This is a genomic window from Paramagnetospirillum magneticum AMB-1 (assembly GCF_000009985.1).
GTDB lineage: Bacteria > Pseudomonadota > Alphaproteobacteria > Rhodospirillales > Magnetospirillaceae > Phaeospirillum > Phaeospirillum magneticum.
On the sequence record NC_007626.1, the window covers coordinates 4,353,149 to 4,373,374 of the forward strand.

At 66.4% G+C, this 20,226-nt stretch carries 19 protein-coding genes; 16 read left to right on the forward strand and 3 right to left on the reverse strand.

The window, feature by feature from the left end:
* Positions 1 to 36: 36 nt before the first annotated feature.
* Both AMB_RS19955 and AMB_RS19960 read left to right on the forward strand, forming a co-directional pair.
* Positions 37 to 699, forward strand: coding sequence for a polysaccharide deacetylase family protein (locus AMB_RS19955; RefSeq protein ID WP_043745359.1), 663 nt, complete (start codon positions 37 to 39; stop codon positions 697 to 699).
* Entirely contained in the window at positions 696 to 1,172 is a 477-nt protein-coding gene (locus tag AMB_RS19960) for a GNAT family N-acetyltransferase (protein ID WP_011386298.1), read from the forward strand. The genes AMB_RS19955 and AMB_RS19960 overlap by 4 nt, the downstream gene beginning before the upstream one ends.
* On the opposite strand, the gene AMB_RS19965 is transcribed toward AMB_RS19960, so the two are convergent.
* The gene (locus AMB_RS19965; protein WP_070108673.1) at positions 1,161 to 1,784 is read right to left on the reverse strand and encodes a LysE family translocator; all 624 of its coding nucleotides are present in this window, start codon (positions 1,782 to 1,784) and stop codon (positions 1,161 to 1,163) included. The genes AMB_RS19960 and AMB_RS19965 overlap by 12 nt on opposite strands.
* A gap of 234 nt (positions 1,785 to 2,018) precedes the next feature.
* Between AMB_RS19965 and AMB_RS19970 the strand changes: the two genes are divergently transcribed.
* On the forward strand, positions 2,019 to 2,936 hold the full coding sequence (locus AMB_RS19970) for a hypothetical protein (protein WP_011386301.1): 918 nt from the start codon (positions 2,019 to 2,021) through the stop codon (positions 2,934 to 2,936).
* Here the strand turns inward: AMB_RS19970 and pdxY are convergent.
* Positions 2,933 to 3,775, reverse strand: a complete 843-nt coding sequence (gene pdxY, locus AMB_RS19975; protein ID WP_043747078.1) for a pyridoxal kinase PdxY — start codon at positions 3,773 to 3,775, stop codon at positions 2,933 to 2,935. The genes AMB_RS19970 and pdxY overlap by 4 nt on opposite strands.
* Positions 3,776 to 3,866: 91 nt before the next feature.
* Between pdxY and AMB_RS19980 the strand changes: the two genes are divergently transcribed.
* The 6 genes from AMB_RS19980 (at position 3,867) to AMB_RS20005 (ending at position 9,574) form a co-directional block, all read left to right on the forward strand.
* Positions 3,867 to 4,745: an HpcH/HpaI aldolase/citrate lyase family protein gene (locus AMB_RS19980; protein WP_011386303.1), complete on the forward strand. Its 879-nt coding sequence runs from the start codon at positions 3,867 to 3,869 to the stop codon at positions 4,743 to 4,745.
* Positions 4,746 to 4,877: 132 nt separating this feature from the next.
* A complete protein-coding gene (locus AMB_RS19985; RefSeq protein WP_043747080.1) occupies positions 4,878 to 5,954 on the forward strand; it encodes a MaoC family dehydratase in 1,077 nt (358 codons plus the stop codon).
* 260 nt (positions 5,955 to 6,214) lie between these two features.
* Positions 6,215 to 6,592: a succinate dehydrogenase, cytochrome b556 subunit gene (sdhC, locus tag AMB_RS19990; protein ID WP_011386304.1), complete on the forward strand. Its 378-nt coding sequence runs from the start codon at positions 6,215 to 6,217 to the stop codon at positions 6,590 to 6,592.
* Between the two features lie 14 nt (positions 6,593 to 6,606).
* Positions 6,607 to 6,987 (forward strand): succinate dehydrogenase, hydrophobic membrane anchor protein, encoded by a 381-nt coding sequence (gene sdhD, locus AMB_RS19995; protein ID WP_011386305.1) that lies wholly within the window; start codon positions 6,607 to 6,609, stop codon positions 6,985 to 6,987.
* Between the two features lie 4 nt (positions 6,988 to 6,991).
* On the forward strand, positions 6,992 to 8,773 hold the full coding sequence (gene sdhA / locus AMB_RS20000; RefSeq protein WP_011386306.1) for a succinate dehydrogenase flavoprotein subunit: 1,782 nt from the start codon (positions 6,992 to 6,994) through the stop codon (positions 8,771 to 8,773).
* A gap of 21 nt (positions 8,774 to 8,794) precedes the next feature.
* The gene (locus tag AMB_RS20005; RefSeq protein ID WP_011386307.1) at positions 8,795 to 9,574 is read left to right on the forward strand and encodes a succinate dehydrogenase iron-sulfur subunit; all 780 of its coding nucleotides are present in this window, start codon (positions 8,795 to 8,797) and stop codon (positions 9,572 to 9,574) included.
* A gap of 82 nt (positions 9,575 to 9,656) precedes the next feature.
* Here the strand turns inward: AMB_RS20005 and AMB_RS20010 are convergent, their stop codons facing one another.
* Positions 9,657 to 10,061, reverse strand: a complete 405-nt coding sequence (locus AMB_RS20010) for a hypothetical protein (RefSeq protein WP_011386308.1) — start codon at positions 10,059 to 10,061, stop codon at positions 9,657 to 9,659.
* Positions 10,062 to 10,220: 159 nt separating this feature from the next.
* On the opposite strand from AMB_RS20010, the gene AMB_RS20015 reads away from it, so the two are divergent.
* From AMB_RS20015 to odhB, 7 genes are all read left to right on the forward strand, one after another.
* Complete coding sequence (locus AMB_RS20015; protein ID WP_011386309.1) at positions 10,221 to 11,153, forward strand: exopolyphosphatase; 933 nt, start codon at positions 10,221 to 10,223, stop codon at positions 11,151 to 11,153.
* A 69-nt stretch (positions 11,154 to 11,222) separates the two neighbouring features.
* A complete protein-coding gene (gene zapE, locus AMB_RS20020; RefSeq protein WP_011386310.1) occupies positions 11,223 to 12,386 on the forward strand; it encodes a cell division protein ZapE in 1,164 nt (387 codons plus the stop codon).
* 298 nt (positions 12,387 to 12,684) lie between these two features.
* Positions 12,685 to 13,644, forward strand: a complete 960-nt coding sequence (gene mdh, locus AMB_RS20025) for a malate dehydrogenase (RefSeq protein WP_011386311.1) — start codon at positions 12,685 to 12,687, stop codon at positions 13,642 to 13,644.
* A 31-nt stretch (positions 13,645 to 13,675) separates the two neighbouring features.
* Positions 13,676 to 14,872: an ADP-forming succinate--CoA ligase subunit beta gene (gene sucC, locus AMB_RS20030; RefSeq protein WP_011386312.1), complete on the forward strand. Its 1,197-nt coding sequence runs from the start codon at positions 13,676 to 13,678 to the stop codon at positions 14,870 to 14,872.
* A 2-nt stretch (positions 14,873 to 14,874) separates the two neighbouring features.
* On the forward strand, positions 14,875 to 15,750 hold the full coding sequence (sucD, locus tag AMB_RS20035; RefSeq protein WP_011386313.1) for a succinate--CoA ligase subunit alpha: 876 nt from the start codon (positions 14,875 to 14,877) through the stop codon (positions 15,748 to 15,750).
* A 176-nt stretch (positions 15,751 to 15,926) separates the two neighbouring features.
* On the forward strand, positions 15,927 to 18,893 hold the full coding sequence (locus AMB_RS20040; protein WP_011386315.1) for a 2-oxoglutarate dehydrogenase E1 component: 2,967 nt from the start codon (positions 15,927 to 15,929) through the stop codon (positions 18,891 to 18,893).
* A gap of 18 nt (positions 18,894 to 18,911) precedes the next feature.
* The gene (gene odhB / locus AMB_RS20045) at positions 18,912 to 20,096 is read left to right on the forward strand and encodes a 2-oxoglutarate dehydrogenase complex dihydrolipoyllysine-residue succinyltransferase (RefSeq protein ID WP_011386316.1); all 1,185 of its coding nucleotides are present in this window, start codon (positions 18,912 to 18,914) and stop codon (positions 20,094 to 20,096) included.
* Positions 20,097 to 20,226 lie beyond the last annotated feature (130 nt).

The window sequence follows — 20,226 nt, forward strand, 5'->3', positions numbered from 1 at the left end:
CGGGCGCGGCCCTCCGACCACTTGGCCGCCGCCTCAATGGCGGCTGTCGCATTTCTCCTCCTCCTCGCCGCCCCGGTCCGGGCCGAGGTGATCGAGCGCCTCCCCACCGCCGACAAGGTGGTGGCGCTGACCTTCGACGCCTGCGAGGCCAAGGGCGCGCCCGCCTATCTCGACGCCTCCATCCTGAAGGTTCTGGAGGCCGAGAAGGTGCCCGTCACCATCTTCGCCAGCGGCCTGTTCGCCCGGCGCAACGCCGCAGAACTGAAAGCCCTGGCCGCCAGCCCCCTGGTACGGGTCGAGAACCACTCCCTCGACCACCCCCAGCACATGGAACGCCTGGACGCCGATGCCGTCCGCCGTCAAGTCGCCGAGGCCGACGAGGCCATTCAGGCCGCCACCGGACGCAAGCCCCGCTTCTTCCGCTTTCCCGCCGGCAATTACGACGCCGCCACCCTGGCCACGGTCGAGGCCACCGGCCACAAGGTGGTGCACTGGACCTTCGCCTCGGGCGACCCGGCCAGGGGCGTGACGCCCGGGCACCTGAAGGACTGGGTGCTGTCCAAGACCCGGCCCGGCTCCATCCTGATCTTCCACGTCAACCAGCGAGCCCCCGCCACCGGCCCCGCCCTGCCCGCCATTCTGGCCGAGCTGCGCCGCCGGGGCTATCGCTTCGCGTCCCTGGACGAGGTCCTGCCGTGACCGCCATCGCCCTGGACGGCTGTCGGCTGCGCCCGCTGGAAAGCGAGGACGCCCGCCCCCTGGCCCAGACCCTGGCCGCCATGGACCCCTGGGCCCGCCTCGGCTATGGCGAAGCGGCGCTGGAGCGCTATCTCGGCCGCGACGACGGGGCGCTAAGCCGCTGGGTGGTCGAACACGGCGACGCGCCCGCCGGCCTGCTGGCGCTGCGCTCGCCCTGGCTGCGCGGCCCCTATGTCGAGCTGTTCGCCATCCTGCCCGCGTTCCAGGGCCACGGCCTGGGCGGCACGGTGATGGACTGGGCGGCCAAAAGCGCCGCCGAACTCGCCCCCAACCTCTGGGCCTGCGTCTCCGACTTCAACGCCCCCGCCCGCGCCTTCTATGCCCGCCACGGCTTTGTCGAGGTGACGGGGCTGGACGGGCTGGTTCAGGCGGGCATGAGCGAGATTCTGCTGCGGCGCCGCCTACAGCAATAGGCTGCCCAGGGCCGCCACGCCGAACACCATCAGCATGGCGCCGGACAGGTGGTTGAAGAGCCGCATGCGTTCGGGGGTGAAGCGGTTGCGCGCCGCCGAGGCCAGGCCCGACAGGGTCAGCCACCACAGGGCCGAGCCGCCGAAGATTCCCGCCACCAGCAGGCCGGTGGGCAGGCCGACGCCCGGCCGCCCCATGGGGCCGAGGGCGGCGAAGACCCCCGCCACCCCGAAGATGGTGCCGGGATTGGTAATGGTGATGGCGAAGGTGGACAGGAAGTCGCGGAGCATGCCGGGACCCTGGCCCGGCTCGGCCTCCACCGACACGGCGGCCGAGCGCCAGGTGTGAAGCCCCAATCCCAGCATGAACAGGCCTCCCACCACTTTGAGCACCACCATCTGGCCGTCGATGAAGCTCATCACCGCGCCGATGCCGAAGGCCGCCGCCGCGCCGAACAGGGTATCGGCGCAGGCCGCCCCCAGCCCGGCGACAAAAGCCGCCAGCCGTCCGTCGGCCAGGGCCTTCCTGATGCACAGGATGCCCACCGGCCCGATGGGTGCGGCGATGGCGAAGCCGATGGCGATTCCACGCAGGAACGAGATGACGGGGTCCACAAGGCACCTTTAGGGGCGAAACGGAGTGCCAGAAAAGACCAAAACCCGCCCCCAGGCAACAGGCAGGAGCCCCGACTCGGGATTGTTCTTAGGTGCGCAACAAAGGTCGACACAGCCTATGGATGCGCACGCCGATTTTACATTCCAAATGGAGATGTTCGCTGATATTTTTTCTCGCATTGGAAATAAGGGGGCATTTGTCGTGCTCGAAATCAGAATCGGGGAGGATGAACCATGTTCCTGGGTCCCGTCATCAACGTGGCGATCGGCCTGATCGCCATCTTCGCGCTGATGGCCCTGGTGGTGAGCGGCACCACCTCGGCCATCACGGCGTTCTTCAACACCGCCGGCAAATCCCTGTCGGACGCGGTGAGGAACCTGCTGAACGATCCCGCCGGCAAGGGGTTGGCCGGGCTGGTCATGAACCATCCCCAGATCACCCCCCTGGTGCTCCCGGTGGAGCCGGGCGCGGCCATCGGCAGTTCCAAGCTTCCCGCCACCATCGAGCCCCGCAAATTCGCCCTGGCGCTGATCCAGTCGGCCCAGTTGAAGCAGGGGCTGACGCCGCTGGAGCTGGACAAGACCATCGCCACGGTGACCGATCCCCAGATCAAGGAATTGCTGACCTCGCTCTACGCCCAGGCCAACGGCGATCTGGTCAAGCTGGAGACCGAGCTTTCCGGGTGGTTCGAGAACGCCATGACCCATCTGAGCGAGGCCTATGGCCGCAGGATCAGGCTGATCAGCCTGGGCATCGCCGCGCTTCTGGCCGCCCTGCTCAACGTCGACGCCCTGCATGTCGCCCGGGGCATCTGGGCCAGCCCCGACCTGGTCGGGCAACTGGCCGGGGTGCAGGGCGTCGATGCCGATGCCTTCAAGGCGATGAAGCAGTTGGCGGCCGGCGGCTTTCCCGTGGGCTGGACCCCCGAGCGCATCGCCGCCGTCAGGGCGGACGGGGGAGGCCTGCTCCTCCTCACCATGGTTCCCGGCTGGCTGTGCACCGCCGCCGCCTCCATGCTGGGAGCGCCGTTCTGGTTCGACCTGCTGAAGAAGCTGCGTTCGGCAACCGCGTCCGTGGCCGCGGCGGCTCCGCCCGCTCCGGCTGTCACCACGGCGACGGCGACAGCCACGTCGATTCCGGCGAAGACCTAAACCGGCAGAGGCGGAAAGAGCGTAGTGGGCAGGGCGATCTCGTCCTGCCCCGCCACCAGGGCCATCTCCCGCCCGCCCCGGCTCCGCGTCGCCTCCAGAATGCCGAACAGGCTGGACACCGCCAGGGACAGCGCCTCAGGCAAGGCCCGTCCCTTGAGGACATGGCCGAGCAGCAGCGCCGACAAGGTGTCGCCGCCGCCATTGGGCGGCGTGGCAAAGGGCAGCAGGGGCGTGCGCACCAGCCATGCGCCCTGGCCGTCCACCGCCAGACAGCCGATCAGGCCATCCCCCGCCGGCAGGCTGGTGGTCACCACCGCCTTGACTCCGCCCGCCATCAGCACGTGCGACGCCGCCAAGGCATCCGCCACGTCGTTGATCGACCGACCGGTCAGCAATCCCAGCTCGAACCGGTTGGGGGTGGCCAGATCGGCCAGGGGCAACAGGGTCCGGGCGAAAATCTCGGGAATGCCGGCATCGACGTAAAGCCGCCCCTCGTCGCCCATCACCGGGTCGCAGAGATACAGGGCGTCCGGACGCAGGCGCCGCAGACGGCGCACCGCCCCGGCCACCACGTCGCCGGTTCCGGCCTGGCCGAGATAGCCCGACAGCACCGCGCCGAAAGCGTCCAGCAATCCGGCCCCCTCCAGCCCGTCGACCATCTCGCCCAGGGCTTCGGCCGGAAGCGCGCGGCCACGCCAGGCTCCGTGGCCGGGATGGTTGGAGAACTGCACCGTATCCACCGGACAGGCGTCCAGCCCCAGGCGCTGCAGGGCGAACAGGGCGGCGGAATTGCCCACATGGCCGAAGGTCACCGCCGACTGGAAAGAAAGAATCTTCATGTCGCGGCCGGTATAGACGATGCAATGTTGCGCCGCAACCGGGCCTTCGGGTAGTCTGCCCCGCCTTTTGTCATTTTCGGGAGTTTCGTCCATGGCGACCACCGCGCGGCCCCGCCGTTCCGTCCTCTACATGCCCGGCTCCAATCCGCGCACCCTGGAAAAAGCCCGCACGCTCCCCGCCGACGGGCTGATCCTCGACCTGGAAGACGCCGTCGCCCCCGACGCCAAGGACGTGGCCCGCTCCCAGGTGGTGGACGCGGTCAAGGCCGGCGGCTACGGCGCCCGCGAACTGCTGATCCGCGTCAACTCGCTCGCCACCCCCTGGGGCCAGGCCGACGTGGCCGCCGCCGCCTCGTCCGGCACCCACGCCGTGCTGATCCCCAAGGTGGAAAGCGCCGACACGGTGCGTCAGGTCGAAGCCATCATGGTCGCCAACGGCGCGCCCGCCGACATGGCCATCTGGTGCATGATGGAAACACCGCGCGGCATGCTGAAGGCCGAGGAGATCGCCGGCTCCAGCCCCCGCATGGGCGGCTTCGTCATGGGCACCTCGGATCTGGCCAAGGACCTGCATTGCGCCCATACCCGCGACCGCCTGCCCATGATCACCAGCCTGGGGCTGTGCCTGCTGGCGGCCAGGGCCTATGGGCTGGCCGCCCTGGACGGCGTCTATCTCGACCTCAACGACGACGAGGGCTTCGCCTATTCCTGCCAGCAGGGACTGGAATTGGGCTTCGACGGCAAGACCCTGATCCATCCCAAGACCATCGAGACCGCCAACCGGGTCTTCGCCCCGGCGGAGAAGGAGATCGAGTGGTCGAAGAAGATCATCGCCGCCCATGCCGAAGCCAGTGCCGCCGGCAAGGGCGTGGTGGTGGTCGACGGCAAGCTGATCGAGAACCTGCACGTGGAAAACGCCCGGCGCATCGTGGCGCTGTCCGACCAGATCGCGGCCATGGCTCAGGCATAATCCTCAACCGGAGAGCACCTCGAGCCCGTGAAGCGGGCGCTGGCGCATTGAGCGCCCCGGAGCGCAAGCGGAGGAGCCAAGGGTGCGCAGGCGCCCGCCCGGCGCTTGAGGGACAATGAAAGGACCATCATCATGACCAAGACCAATTCCGGTAACTTCTTCGAGGACTTCCGCCTCGGCCAGGTGATCAACCACGCCACGCCGCGCACCGTCACCTCGGGCGACGTGGCGCTGTACACCGCCCTTTACGGCTCGCGCTTCGCCGTCAATTCCTCGGCCGAGTTCGCCAAGTCCATCGGCCTGGGCGCCGAAAGCATGGGCCACCTCGCCCCCGTCGACGACATGCTGGCCTTCCACGTGGTGTTCGGCAAGACCGTGCCCGACATCAGCCTCAACGCCGTGGCCAATCTGGGCTATGCCGCGGGGCGCTTCGGCGAGATGGTCTATCCCGGCGACACCATCACCACCACGTCGACCGTGATCGGCCTGAAGGAGAACTCCAACAAGCAGACCGGCGTGGTCTATGTCCGCTCGGTGGGCACCAACCAGCTGCGGGAAATGGTGGTGGAGTATGTCCGCTGGGTGATGGTCAAGAAGCGCGACGTCAGCGCCCCGGCGCCCGAGGAAACCGTTCCCGACCTGCCCGGCGCCGTCGCCGCCGCCGATCTGGTGATTCCGGAAAGCCTCACCCTCGGCGCCTACGACACCACCCTGGCCGGCAGCCCCCATCTGTGGGACGACTACGCGGCGGGCGAGAAGATCGACCATGTGGACGGCATGACCATCGAGGAAGCCGAGCACATGATGGCCACCCGCCTGTGGCAGAACACCGCCAAGGTGCACTTCAACCAGTACACCGAGGGCCAGGGCCGCTTCGGCCGCCGCCTGATCTATGGCGGCCACATCATCAGCCTGGCCCGCGCCCTGTCCTTCAACGGGTTGGGCAACGCCTTCAAGATCGTCGCCATCAACGGCGGGCGGCACACCAACCCGACCTTCGCCGGCGACACCATCCACGCCTGGACCGAGGTGCTGGAAAAGATCGAGGTGCCCGGCCGCAAGGACGTGGGCGCGCTGCGCCTGCGTCTGGTCGCCACCAAGAACCAGCCTTGCGCCGCCCATCCCCTCAAGGCGGAAAACGGCAAGGACTTCGACCCGGCGGTGGTGCTGGACTTCGACTACACCGTGCTGATGCCGCGCCGGAAGTAGGACGGAACGGACGCGGGGGGCCTCGTCCCCTCGTGTCCCCCTCCGAATTCCTCCGTCCGCCAGAAAGCGCTTCACCCCAGGCATTTGGCCGTATCATGCCGACCTCGGTGTTCAGCCCTACTCCGTCCGGGTAGGCTGCCCTGCCGAAAAGTGTGGTTTCCTATCGTTGACTCTGGGGCCTCGAGGGGCTAAACACCTACCGCATCGCCGCAAAGGGCCGACACAAGGCCCTCGTCGTCCGTATTTCAGGGGCTCTAGCCATGACAACGCGCACCCGGCCGCTTTCGCCTCATATCCAGGTTTATCGGATGCCGTTCACGGCCATCCTGTCCATCAGCCACCGCATCACCGGCGTGGCTCTCGCGGTCGGCACCGTCGTGCTGGCGTATTGGCTGGCCTCGGCCGCCTACGGCCCCGTCGCCTATGGCCACGCCCAGGCCGTGCTCGGCTCTTGGCTGGGCAAGCTGGTGCTGTTCGGCTGGACCGCGGCCCTGTTCTATCACCTGTGCAACGGCATCCGTCACCTGTTCTGGGACAAGGGCCGTGGCTACGAGATCGCCGAGGCCGACAAGTCGGGCCGCATGGTCGTGGGCGCCGCTGCCGCGCTGACCGTGCTGGCCTGGATCTTCGGCCTGTAATCGGGAGAGCGCATATGAGCCTCGAATCCCCTGTCGGCCGCGCCCGCGGCCTCGGTTCCGCCAAGGAAGGCGCCGGCCACTGGATCGCCCAGCGCGTCACCGCCATCTTCCTGATCCCCCTGTCGCTGTGGTTCGCCGTCTCCGTGATCGGCCTGTCGCACGCAGACTACGCCACCTTCAAGGCGTGGATGGCCAAGCCCGGCAATTCCTCGCTGCTGCTGCTGACCGTGCTGACCGTGCTGTACCACGCCCAGCTGGGCCTGCAGGTGGTGATCGAGGACTACGTCAGCTGCGAGTGCAAGAAGATCGCGGCCCTGGTCGGGTCCAAGCTGATCATCGCCTTCCTCGCCGTCTTCATGACGGTGTCGATCCTCAAAGTCGCGATTGGAGCCTGACGCCATGGCTGCCTACAAGATTATCGACCACACCTATGACGTGGTGGTTGTCGGTGCCGGCGGCGCCGGCCTGCGCGCCACCATGGGCATGGGTCAGGCCGGCTTCAAGACCGCCTGCATCACCAAGGTGTTCCCCACCCGCTCGCACACCGTGGCCGCCCAGGGCGGCATCGGCGCCAGCCTGGGCAACATGGCCGAGGATAACTGGAAGTGGCACATGTACGACACCGTCAAGGGGTCGGACTGGCTGGGCGACCAGGATGCCATCGAGTACATGTGCCGCGAGGCCGTGCCGGCGGTGCATGAGCTGGAGCATTTCGGCGTGCCCTTCTCGCGCACGCCCGAAGGCAAGATCTACCAGCGCCCGTTCGGCGGCCACATGTCCAATTTCGGCGAGAAGCCGGTGCAGCGCGCCTGCGCCGCCGCCGACCGCACCGGGCATGCCATCCTGCACACGCTGTACTCCCAGTGCCTGAAGCACCAGTGCGAGTTCTTCATCGAGTACTTCGCCATCGACCTGATCATGGAGAACGGCGCCTGTCGCGGCGTCGTCGCCTGGAACCTGGACGACGGCACCCTGCACCGCTTCCGCGCCCATAAGGTCGTGCTGGCCTCGGGCGGTTACGGCCGCGCCTTCTTCTCGTGCACCTCGGCGCACACCTGCACCGGCGACGGCCACGGCCTGGTCGCCCGCGCCGGCCTGCCGCTGCAGGACATGGAGTTTGTGCAGTTCCACCCCACCGGCATCTACGGCTCGGGCTGCCTGATCACCGAGGGTGCCCGCGGTGAAGGCGGCTACGTCACCAACTCCGCCGGCGAGCGCTTCATGGAGCGCTATGCCCCCACCGCCAAGGACCTGGCCTCGCGTGACGTCGTCTCGCGCGCCATGACCATGGAAATCCGCGAAGGCCGCGGCGTGGGCAAGGAACACGACCACATCTTCCTGCACCTGGAGCATCTGGGGGCCGAGACCCTGGAACTGCGCCTGCCGGGCATTTCCGAGACGGCGAAGATCTTCGCCGGCGTGGACGTGACCAAGGAGCCGATCCCGGTGCTGCCGACCGTGCACTACAACATGGGCGGTATCCCCACCAACGTGTACGGCGAGGTCCTGCGCCCCACCGCCGAGAACCCCGACGCCACCGTCGAGGGCCTGATGGCCATCGGCGAGGCGGCCTGCGTCTCGGTGCACGGCGCCAACCGCCTGGGCACCAACTCGCTGCTGGACATCGTGGTGTTCGGCCGCGCCTGCGCCCTGCGCGCCGCCGAGACCATGAAGCCCGGCACCGCCCACAAGCCGCTGCCCAAGGACGGCAGCGACCTGGCCCTGTCGCGTTTCGATCGTCTGCGCAATGCCAACGGCTCCATGCATACCAGCGAGATCCGTCTCGCCATGCAGAAGACCATGCAGATGGACGCGGCGGTGTTCCGCACCTCCAAGTCGCTGGCCGAGGGCTGCGCCAAGATGGATCAGGTCGCGTCGACCCTGCCCCAGCTCAAGATCAACGACCGCTCCACCGTGTGGAACTCGGATCTGGTCGAGGCGCTGGAGCTGGAGAATCTGATGGATTGCGCCCTGGCCACCATCGTGTCGGCGGAAGCCCGGCACGAAAGCCGCGGCGCCCACGCCCACGAGGATTATCCCGACCGCGACGACGTCAACTGGCAGAAGCACTCGCTGGCCTGGGTCGAGAACGGCAAGGTGAAGCTGGACTACCGTCCGGTGCACACCTACACGCTCACCGACGAGGTCGAGTACATCAAGCCGCAGAAGCGCGTGTACTAAGGAAGGGTTAGGAGAACGCACATGGTTGAATTCGCCCTGCCCCCCAATTCGCGGGTCCAGCCCGGCAAGGTCTACAAGGCCGTCGGCGCCAAGAACGTCAAGGTCTTCAAGATCTACCGCTACGACCCCGATGCCAACGCCAACCCGCGGCTGGACAGCTACGAGATCGATCTCGACGCTTGCGGCCCCATGGTCCTGGACGCCCTGCTGAAGATCAAGAACGAGATCGACTCGACCTTGACCTTCCGCCGTTCGTGCCGCGAAGGCATCTGCGGGTCGTGCGCCATGAACATCGACGGCACCAATACCCTGGCCTGCCTCAAGCCCATCGAGGACATCAAGGGTGAGGCGGCCATCTATCCGCTGCCGCACATGCCGGTGGTCAAGGACCTGATCCCCGACCTGACCCTGCCCTACGCCCAGCTGGCCTCCATCAAGCCCTGGATGCAGACCCAGACCGCTCCGCCGCCCGACGGCGAGCGTCTGCAGAGCCCGGAAGAGCGCGAGAAGCTCGACGGGCTGTGGGAATGCATCCTGTGCTTCTGCTGCCAGACCAGCTGCCCCAGCTACTGGTGGAACGGCGACCGCTATCTCGGCCCGTCGGTGCTGCTGCAGGCCGCCCGCTGGATTCTCGACTCCCGCGATGAGATGACCGGCGAGCGTCTGGACGACCTTGAAGACCCCTTCAAGCTGTATCGCTGCCACACCATCATGAACTGCACCAAGACTTGTCCCAAGGGCCTCAACCCGGCCAAGGCCATCGGTGCGATCAAGGAAAAGATCATGGAGCGCCGCGTCTGACGCGGCCTTTCATGGCATGAACGGAAAAGGGGCGGTTCCCGCGGGAACCGCCCCTTTTTCATGACTTGCCCTCTGCTGAATTCTATTCCTCGCCCTGCGGGCTGCGTATCCGCCGCTCGGTTTGCCACGCCTTGACCTGGGCATTGGAGAAGGGGTTCACCAAGTGGCCGTCGGCCATGCGCATCTCGGGGTCGAAGCAATAGTAGGAGGCCAGATGGGGGGCCGTCATACGGCACTGCCACCGCCTCTCGGTGACCAGAACCGCCTTCAGGCCGTAGACCTCGCAGGCCTCGGCCGCCAGGCGGTCGCGCTCCGCCCGGGGCGTGTCGCCCTCATAACAGACGGTGACCTGCCCATCGTAGCCGGGCAGCTTCTGCTTCTTGACCGAGCGGTCCATCTCATGCCGGTCGACGAAGGCATTCCCCGAGGAGCACCCCCCAAGCACGGCCAGGGCGACAATGAGAGCGGCACTGCGAAAGGCAAGCATCTGCGAGACCCGTAAAAACCGGTGGGGCGGCCCCAATGTTTAAACCAAAGTCCAGGTTTTGGAAACATTCCTGCGCCTGGGACGTTGCCCCTGGACCCGCTCGGGGCTATTCTCGGGGAAATGGCATCTCCCCCTGGGGCGGGAAAGAGGAGTAGGTCTATGTCCGACGGCAAGAAATTCCGGCTGGTTACCCGCAGCGACTTCGACGGTCTGGTCTGCGCGGTCCTGCTGAAGCAGCTCGATCTCATCGACGACATTAAGTTTGTCCACCCCAAGGACATGCAGGATGGCATCATCGAGATCGGGCCGAAGGACATCACCACCAACCTGCCCTATGTGGAGGGTGTCCATATCGCCTTCGACCATCACCTGTCCGAGACCATCCGGGTGGGCAAGAAGGAAAACCACATCATCGAGGCCGAGGCCCCCTCGGCGGCCCGTGTGGTCTATAACTATTACGGCGGCGCCAAGGTGTTCCCCGCCTCGTGGGACGAGATGATGGCGGCGGTGGACCAGGGCGATTCCGCCCAGTACTCGCTTGAGGAGATCCTCGACCCCACCGGCTGGACCCTGCTGAACTACATCATGGACGCCCGCACCGGCCTGGGCCGTTTCCGCGAGTTCCGGGTGTCCAACTACCAGCTGATGATGGACCTGATCGATTACTGCCGGAACCACAACATCGACGAGATCCTGGCCCTGCCCGACGTCAAGGAACGGACCGACATCTATTTCGAGCACGCCGACAAGTTCAAGGAACAGATCAAGCGCTGCTCCACCGTTCACAAGAACCTGGTGGTGCTGGACCTGCGCGGCGAGGAGACCATCTACGCCGGCAACCGCTTCATGATCTACGCGCTCTATCCGGAGACCAACATCTCCATCCACGAGCTGTGGGGCGTGAAGAAGCAGAACACCGTCTTCGCCATCGGCAAGTCCATCGTCAACCGCTCGTCCAAGACCAATGTGGGCGAGCTGTGCCTGAAATACGGCGGCGGCGGCCACATGAACGCCGGCACCTGCCAGGTGGACAATTCGGTCTGCGACAAAGCGCTCTCCGACATCATCGCCAAGATCAACGCCGACGGCTGAGCCTGCGGCCATCCATGACCGGGCGGGAGGAAACTCCCGCCCGCTTCATTTCAGGAGCTTAGGGGAACCATGGGCGAAGGCCCCCTGTTTGCCTACCGCGCCAAGGTCGCCAGCGGCGAGGTGCGACCCGACGTCGCCCAGGAACTGGCCATGGAGAAGCTGCAAAGCCTTCACCACGCCCTGGCGCGCTATCGCCCCGCCCTGGGCGAGACCGGCTGGCTGGCCCGCTTCGGCCTGAAGAAGGCGGCACCCGGCTCCTCCTGGACCTGGGGCGCCGGCGACCTCGCCACCCAGGCGGCGCCCAAGCATGGCCTGTACATCTTCGGCGAGGTGGGACGCGGCAAGTCCATGCTGATGGACCTGTTCTTCCACACCGCCTCCATCCCCGGCAAGAAGCGCGTGCACTTCCACGAATTCATGCGCGACATCCACCGCGACATCCACAAATGGCGCCAGACGCCGTCGCGCGGTGATGCCGACCCCATCCCCAAGCTGGCCCGCTCCATCGCGTCGGAGGCCTGGCTGCTCTGTCTCGACGAACTCCAGGTCACCGACATCGCCGACGCCATGATCGTCGGGCGACTGTTCAAATGCCTGATGGACGACGGCGTGGTGGTGGTGATCACCTCGAACCGCCATCCCAGGGACCTGTACAAGGACGGGCTGCAGCGCGACCGCTTCGTCCCCTTCATCAAGCTGATCGAAGACAAGCTCGACATCCTGGAGCTGAACTCCGAGCGCGACTACCGCCTGGGCCGCAAGCGCGGCCTGCAGGTCTACCACGCGCCGCTGAGCGAGGAGGCGGAGAACGCCCTGGAACTGGCCTTCGCCCGCCTGACCGAGGGCACCAGCACCAATCCCCACACCATTGAGGTCAATGGCCGCCAGTTGCGCGTGCCCCTGGCCGGCGCCGGCGTGGCCCGCTTCTCATTTTCTCAGCTCTGCGGCACGGCGCTGGGTCCCAGCGACTATCTCGCCCTGGCCGGGCGCTATCACACCCTGGTGCTGTCGGACATCCCCCTGCTGTCGCCCGCCAACAAGGACGAGGCGCGGCGCTTCGTCACCCTGGTGGACGCGCTGTACGAGCACAAGGTGACCCTGATCTGCTCGGCGGCCGCCCCGCCGGAAACGCTCTACCCCGAAGGCGTCGGCGCCTTCGAGTTCCAGCGCACCGTCTCGCGCCTGATGGAAATGCAGGCCGAGGATTACGTGATGCGGGAGCATCTGGGGTAGGACGGCGGTTGCGCCGCACCACGGCCAAGCCCACCCCCAAGGGTAGCCAACAACCCCCTCCGGGTAGGCTTTCCTATAACGAGTCCAAAGCATTACGGCATTGGTCGTACCGCTTTGAGGCCAGTGTACGGAAATCCCACGGTTTCCCGGCGGAGCCGCTTTGCATGGGCTGCATGCCAATCCGCTTGCCCTTGGGCGCGAATCGCGTTACCTAAGCCCCCCAGGCCAGTTTTGCGCGCAGCGGCGCGCCCCACCCGTTCGTCTAGAACCATCTCACGATTTCGAGGGAACTCCATCCATGGCACGCAAGAAGATCGCTCTCGTAGGGTCCGGCAACATCGGCGGCACGCTCGCCCACCTGATCGGCCTCAAGGAACTGGGTGATGTCGTCATGTTCGACATCGCCGAGGGCATCCCCCAGGGCAAGGGTCTCGACATCCTCGAGTCCACCCCGGTCGAGGGCGTGGACTGCCGCTATTCCGGTGCCAACGACTACTCCGCCATCGCTGGCGCCGACGTGGTCATCGTCACCGCCGGCGTGCCGCGCAAGCCCGGCATGAGCCGCGACGATCTGGTCGGCATCAACCTCAAGGTCATGGCCGCCGTCGGCGAAGGCATCAAGAAGAACTGCCCCGGCGCCTTCGTGATCTGCATCACCAATCCGCTGGACGTGATGGTCTGGGCGCTGCAGCACTATTCGGGCGTGCCCGCCAACATGATCGTCGGCATGGCCGGCGTGCTGGATTCGGCCCGCTTCCGCACCTTCCTGTGCGAAGAGTTCAACGTCTCGGTCGAGGACGTCACCGCCTTCGTGCTGGGCGGCCACGGCGACACCATGGTCCCGCTGGTCCGTTACTCCACCGTCGCCGGCATTCCGCTGCCCGACCTGGTGAAGATGGGCTGGACCACCCAGGAGAAGCTCGACCAGATCGTGCAGCGCACCCGTGACGGCGGCGCCGAGATCGTCAACCTGCTGAAGACCGGCTCGGCCTACTACGCCCCCGCCGCCTCCGGCGTGGCCATGGCCGAAGCCTTCCTGAAGGACAAGAAGCGCGTCCTGCCCGTCGCCACCCTGGTCAAGGGCGGCACCTACGGCCAGCCCGACGACGTGTTCGTCGGCGTGCCGGTGGTGATCGGCGAAGGCGGCGTGGAGCGCATCGTCGAGATCGAGCTGAACGCCGCCGAGCAGGCCGAGTTCAACAAGTCGGCCGACGCCGTTCGCGGCCTGGTCAAGGTCGCCAAGGGCCTGATGGGCTAATCGACAAGACACTCAAGGGGAGCAAGACCCGATGAATATTCATGAGTATCAGGGCAAGCAGGTGCTGGCCAAGTACGGCGTCGCCGTGCTCAAGGGCGGCGTCGCCTACACCCCCGACGAGGCGGTGCAGGTTGCCAAGGACCTGGGCGGCCCGGTGTGGGTCGTGAAGTCGCAGATCCACGCTGGTGGCCGCGGCGCCGGCCGCTTCAAGAACGACCCCAATGGCAAGGGCGGCGTCCGCGTCGCCAAGTCCGTGGAAGAGGTCAAGACCAACGTCGACCAGATGCTGGGTCAGGTTCTGATCACCAAGCAGACCGGCCCGGCCGGTAAGGAAGTCAAGCGCGTCTACATCGAGCAGGGCTGCGACATCAAGCGCGAGCTGTACCTGTCCATGCTGGTCGACCGCGCCACCTGCCGCGTCACCATCGTCGCCTCCACCGAGGGCGGCATGGAGATCGAGGAAGTGGCCCACAACCACCCGGAAAAGATCCTGAAGGTCGCCATCGATCCGGTCGAGGGCTTCCAGCAGTATCACGGCCGCCAGATCGCCTTCGGTCTCGGCCTCGAGGGCAAGCAGGTCAACACCTGCGTCAAGTTCGTCGGCGCGCTGTACAAGGCCTTCATGGACCTGGATTGCTCCATCGTCGAGATCAACCCGCTGGTGGTCACCGGCGCCGGCGAGCTGATCGCTCTCGACGCCAAGGTGAACTTCGACGACAACGCGCTGTTCCGTCACAAGGACATCGAAGAGCTGCGTGACGAGTCCGAGGAAGACCCGGCCGAGCTCGAAGCCGCCCGCCACAGCCTGAACTACATCAAGCTGGACGGCCAGATCGGCTGCATGGTCAACGGTGCCGGCCTCGCCATGGCCACCATGGACATCATCAAGCTGTACGGCGCCGAGCCGGCCAACTTCCTCGATGTCGGCGGCGGCGCCACCAAGGAGCGCGTGACCACCGCCTTCAAGCTGATCCTCTCGGATCCCAACGTCGAAGGCATCCTGGTCAACATCTTCGGCGGCATCATGCGTTGCGACGTCATCGCCGAGGGCGTTGTCGCCGCTGCCCGCGAAGTTTCGCTGAACGTCCCGCTGGTCGTTCGTCTGGAAGGCACCAACGTCGAGTTGGGCAAGAAGATCATGGCTCAGTCGGGCCTGCCGATCATTGCCGCCGACAATCTTGCCGATGCCGCCGAGAAGGTGGTGAAGGCCGTGAAGGAGGCTGCATAAAAATGGCCGTTCTCGTTAATTCCAACACGAAGGTGATCTGCCAGGGCTTCACTGGCGCCCAGGGCACCTTCCACTCCGAGCAGGCCATCGCCTATGGCACCAAGATGGTCGGTGGCGTCACCCCCGGTAAGGGCGGCACCACCCATCTCGACCTGCCGGTGTTCAACACCGTCGCCGAGGCCAAGGCCAAGACCGGCTGCAACGCGTCCGTGATCTACGTGCCGCCGCCCTTCGCCGCCGACGCCATCCTGGAAGCCATCGACGCCGAGATCGAGCTGGCCGTCTGCATCACCGAGGGTATCCCGGTGGCCGACATGCTGGCCGTCAAGCGCGCCCTGCAGGGCTCCAAGACCCGCCTGATCGGGCCGAACTGCCCCGGCGTCATCACTCCCGGCGAGTGCAAGATCGGCATCATGCCCGGCCACATCCACATGCGTGGCAAGATCGGCATCGTGTCGCGCTCCGGCACCCTGACCTACGAGGCGGTCGCTCAGACCACCGCCACCGGCCTGGGCCAGACCACCTGCATCGGCATCGGCGGTGACCCCATCAACGGCACCAACTTCGTCGACAGCCTGGAGCTCTTCCTGGCCGACCCCGAGACCCAGGCGATCATCATGATCGGCGAAATCGGCGGCGACGCCGAGGTCCAGGGCGCCGAGCTGCTGAAGCGCTCCAAGATCAAGAAGCCGACCGTCGGTTTCATCGCTGGCCGCACCGCTCCTCCCGGCCGCCGCATGGGCCATGCCGGCGCGGTGATCTCGGGCGGCAACGATACCGCCGACTTCAAGGTGGAAGCCCTGAAGTCCGCCGGCATCGCCGTTGCTGACTCGCCCGCTTCGCTGGGCTCGACCATGGTGAAGCTCCTCAAGGGCTGATCCAACTAGTACCGAATGGTCCGGCGCATCGCCGGAGCGCCGGACCGCCGGTGCGTCGGACCGTTTTAAATAATAATAAAAATATAGTTTGCGCCGTAGACAGAGCGGCACCCGGCGGCGCCGCCCGGCCCAAGCACGAAAGGGACGCGGGCTAGAACCTGCGTCGAATCCCGAACATGACAAAGCAGTTCGACGAATCGTCCTTTCTGAGCGGTGGCAACGCCGTCTTCATCGCCGAGCTTTATACCCGCTATCTGGAGGATCCGGCTTCGGTCGATTCCTCGTGGGTGTCCTTCTTCCAGGACCTGAAGGACGACGGCTCGCAGTTGGTGCAGGACTTCAAGGGCACCGCCAGCGCCAGACGCGACCTCAAGATCATCGGCGCCGTCGACCCCGAGGCCGCCGCCGCCGCCGCGGCCGCCGCCAAGAAGGGCGGCAAGGATGCCGGAAAGGGCGCCGCCGCCCCGGCCGCCGATCCCGCCGCCATCCGCCAGGGCCAGATCGACTCGATCCGCGCCCTGATGCTGATCCGCTCGTATCGCGTGCGCGGTCACCTGATGGCGCAGCTGGACCCGCTGGGCCTGTCCAAGCCCGAGCAGCATCCCGAGCTGGATTACCGCACCTACGGCTTCACCGATGCCGATCTCGACCGCGAGATCTTCATCGACCATGTGCTGGGGCTGGAAAGCGCCTCGCTGCGGACCATCGTGCGCATCGTGCAGGAGACCTATTGCGCCAGGATCGGCGTGGAGTTCATGCACATCCAGGACCCCGATCAGAAGGCCTGGATTCAGAAGCGCATCGAGTCCATCCACAACCGCACCGACTTTACCGCGCGCGGCAAGACCGCCATCCTGGAGCGCCTGACCGAGGCCGAGGGCTTCGAGCGCTTCCTGCAGATGAAGTACACCGGCACCAAGCGCTTCGGCCTTGAGGGCGGCGAAAGCGTCATTCCGGCGCTGGAGCAGATCCTCAAGCGCGGCTCGCAGCTGGGCGTCGACGAGGTGGTGATGGGCATGGCCCACCGCGGCCGTCTCAACGTCCTGGCCAATTTCATGAAGAAGCCCTACCAGGCCATCTTCTCCGAGTTCCAGGGCAACGCCGCCAACCCGGAAGACGTTCAGGGCTCGGGCGACGTGAAGTACCACCTGGGCACCTCGGCCGACCGGGATTTCGACGGCAAGACCGTCCACCTGTCGCTGATGCCCAACCCCTCGCACCTGGAAGTGGTCGGCCCCCTGGTGGTCGGCAAGGTGCGCGCCAAGCAGACCCAGTTCGGCGACACCGAGCGCAAGCGGGTGATGGGCATCATCCTGCACGGCGACGCCGCCTTCGCGGGTCAGGGCGTGGTGCCGGAGACCATGCTGCTGTCGCAGCTCAAGGGCTATGCCACCGGCGGCACCATGCACATCATCATCAACAACCAGATCGGCTTCACCACGGCGCCGCAGTATTCGCGCTCCGGTCCCCATTCGTCGGACGTGGCCAAGGGCTTCCAGGCTCCGGTGTTCCACGTCAACGGCGATGACCCCGAAGCCGTGGTGCACGTGGCCCGCATCGCCACCGAATACCGCCAGGAATTCGGCGCCGACGTGGTGATCGACATGGTCTGCTATCGCCGTCACGGCCACAACGAGTCGGACGAACCGGCCTTCACCCAGCCGCAGATGTACCGCAAGATCGCCTCCCACCCCACCACGCGGGCCATTTACATGGAGAAGCTGGTGGCCGAGGGGACGCTGTCGCGCTATGACGCCGACGCCATCTTCGCCAACTTCCAGGCCCGCCTCGAGCAGGACTACGAAGCGGCCAAGAGCTTCAAGGTCAACAAGGCCGACTGGCTGGAAGGCAAGTGGCAGGGCCTGGCCCAGCTGGCCGAGGAAGAAGAGTTCCGCGAGGAGAAGACCGGCGTGGCCGCCGATATCCTCAAGGAAGTCGGGCACGCGCTGGCACGCACCCCCGAGGGCTTCAACGTCAACAAGAAGATCGTCCGCCAGCTCCAGGCCAAGAAGGAGATGATGGACAAGGGCGAGGGCATCGACTGGGCCACCGCCGAGGCCCTGGCCTTCGGCACCCTGCTGATCGAGGGCAACGGTGTCCGCCTGTCGGGCCAGGATTGCGGACGCGGCACCTTCTCGCAGCGTCACTGCCGCCTGACCGACCAGGAGACCGAGGACCGCGTCGAGCCCCTCAACCACATCCGCCCCGGCAACCAGGCCTATTTCGAGGTCATGGACTCGCCGCTGTCGGAAGAGGCGGTGCTGGGCTTCGAATACGGCTATTCCCAGGCCGAGCCCAACACGCTGACCCTGTGGGAAGGCCAGTTCGGCGATTTCGCCAACGGCGCCCAGGTGATCATCGACCAGTTCATCAACTCGGGCGAGTCCAAGTGGCTGCGCATGTCGGGTCTGGTGATGCTGCTGCCCCACGGCTATGAGGGCCAGGGGCCGGAGCACTCCTCCGCCCGCTGGGAGCGCTATCTCCAGCTCTCGGGCGAGGACAACTGGCAGGTCTGCAACATCACCACGCCGGCCAACTACTTCCACGCGCTGCGGCGTCAGCTGCGCCGCAACTTCCGCAAGCCGCTGATCATCATGACGCCGAAGAGCCTTCTGCGTCACAAGCTGTGCGTCTCCAAGCTGGACGATCTGGTCACCGGCTCGCGCTTCCGCCGCGTGCTGCCCGAGACCGAGACCCTGGTGGCCGATGCCAAGATCCGCCGCGTGCTGCTGTGCTCGGGCAAGGTCTATTACGACCTGCTGGAAGAGCGCACCAAGCGCGGCCTCAAGGACGTGGCCATCATCCGCGTCGAGCAGCTTTATCCCTGGCCCAAGGACACCATCAAGGCCCAGCTGGCCCGCTATCCCAACGCCGAGTTGCTGTGGGTGCAGGAAGAGCCGGCCAATATGGGTCCGTGGACCTTCGTCGACCGCCGTATCGAGTTCATCTGCGAGGAACTGGATATCAAGGCGAAGAAGGCCCTGTATTGCGGTCGCCGCGCCGCCGCGTCGCCCGCCACCGGCCTGTACAAGACCCACGTGGCCGAACAGGAATGGATTACCGGCATGGCGCTGACCGGCGAGCTGGTCACCCTGCCCCAGCCGTTCCGCCGCGCTTCCAAGCTCTCCCGTCTGACCGCCTAGAAAGGGGAAACCACAAAAATGACCACCGAAATCAAGGTGCCCACCCTGGGCGAGTCCGTGACCGAAGCCACCATCGCCAAGTGGTTCAAGAATGTGGGCGATGCCGTCCGCGCCGATGAGCCCCTGGTCGAACTGGAAACCGACAAGGTCACCGTCGAGGTCAACGCGCCCGCCGCCGGCACGCTGACCGACATCGTCGCCGCCGCCGGCGCCACCGTGGAAGTGGGTGCCCTGCTGGGCGTCCTGGGCGCCGCCGGTGCCGCCGCCGCCCCGGCCCCCAAGGCCGCCGCTCCGGCTCCGGCCGCCGCCCCGGCCGCCGCGGGCGTCATGCCCTCGGCCAAAAAGATCGCCGCCGATGCCGGCATCGACACCGCCGCCATCAGCGGCACCGGCAAGGACGGGCGGGTGACCAAGGGTGACGTGCTGGCCGCCGCCGCCGCTCCGGCTCCGGCCGCCCCGGCCCCCAAGCCCGCCGCCCCCTCGGGCCCGCGTGCCAAGGCCGACCAGGAAGAGCGGGTCAAGATGACCCGCCTGCGCAAGACCATCGCCGGCCGCCTGAAGGAGGCCCAGAACACCGCCGCCATGCTGACCACCTTCAACGAGGTGGACATGACGGCGCTGTTCGACGTCAGGAACCAGTACAAGGACCAGTTCGAGAAGCGCCACGGCACCAAGCTGGGCTTCATGTCCTTCTTCGTGAAGGCCTGCGTCGCCGCGCTCAAGGATTGGCCGGCGGTCAATGCCGAGATCGACGGCGACGATCTGGTCTACAAGAAGTACTACGACATCGGCGTGGCCGTGGGCACCCCCCAGGGCCTGGTGGTACCGGTGCTGCGCGGGGCCGACCAGCTGTCCTTCGCCGGCGTCGAGCAGGGCATCGCCAACCTGGGCAAGAAGGCCCGCGATGGCAAGCTGTCCATGGAAGACCTGATGGGCGGCACCTTCACCATCTCCAACGGCGGCGTCTATGGCTCGCTGATGAGCACCCCCATCCTCAATACCCCCCAGTCGGGTATCCTGGGGATGCACAAGGTGCAGCAGCGCCCCATGGTCATGCCCGACGGCTCCATCAAGGCGCGCCCCATGATGTATCTGGCGCTCTCCTACGACCACCGCATCATCGACGGCCGCGAGGCGGTGTCGTTCCTGGTGCGCGTCAAGGAGTGCATCGAGGACCCGCAGCGCATCCTGCTGGAGATGTAATTCCTCCGTCTCCCCCCTCCCCCGCTCCGGCGGGGGAGGGCCGGGGTGGGGGCTGCCCCCGCCTTGAGACCAAGCCCCCTCCCCAACCCTCCCCCGCCTGCGGCAAGGGAGGGAGTCTGATCGAGGACGC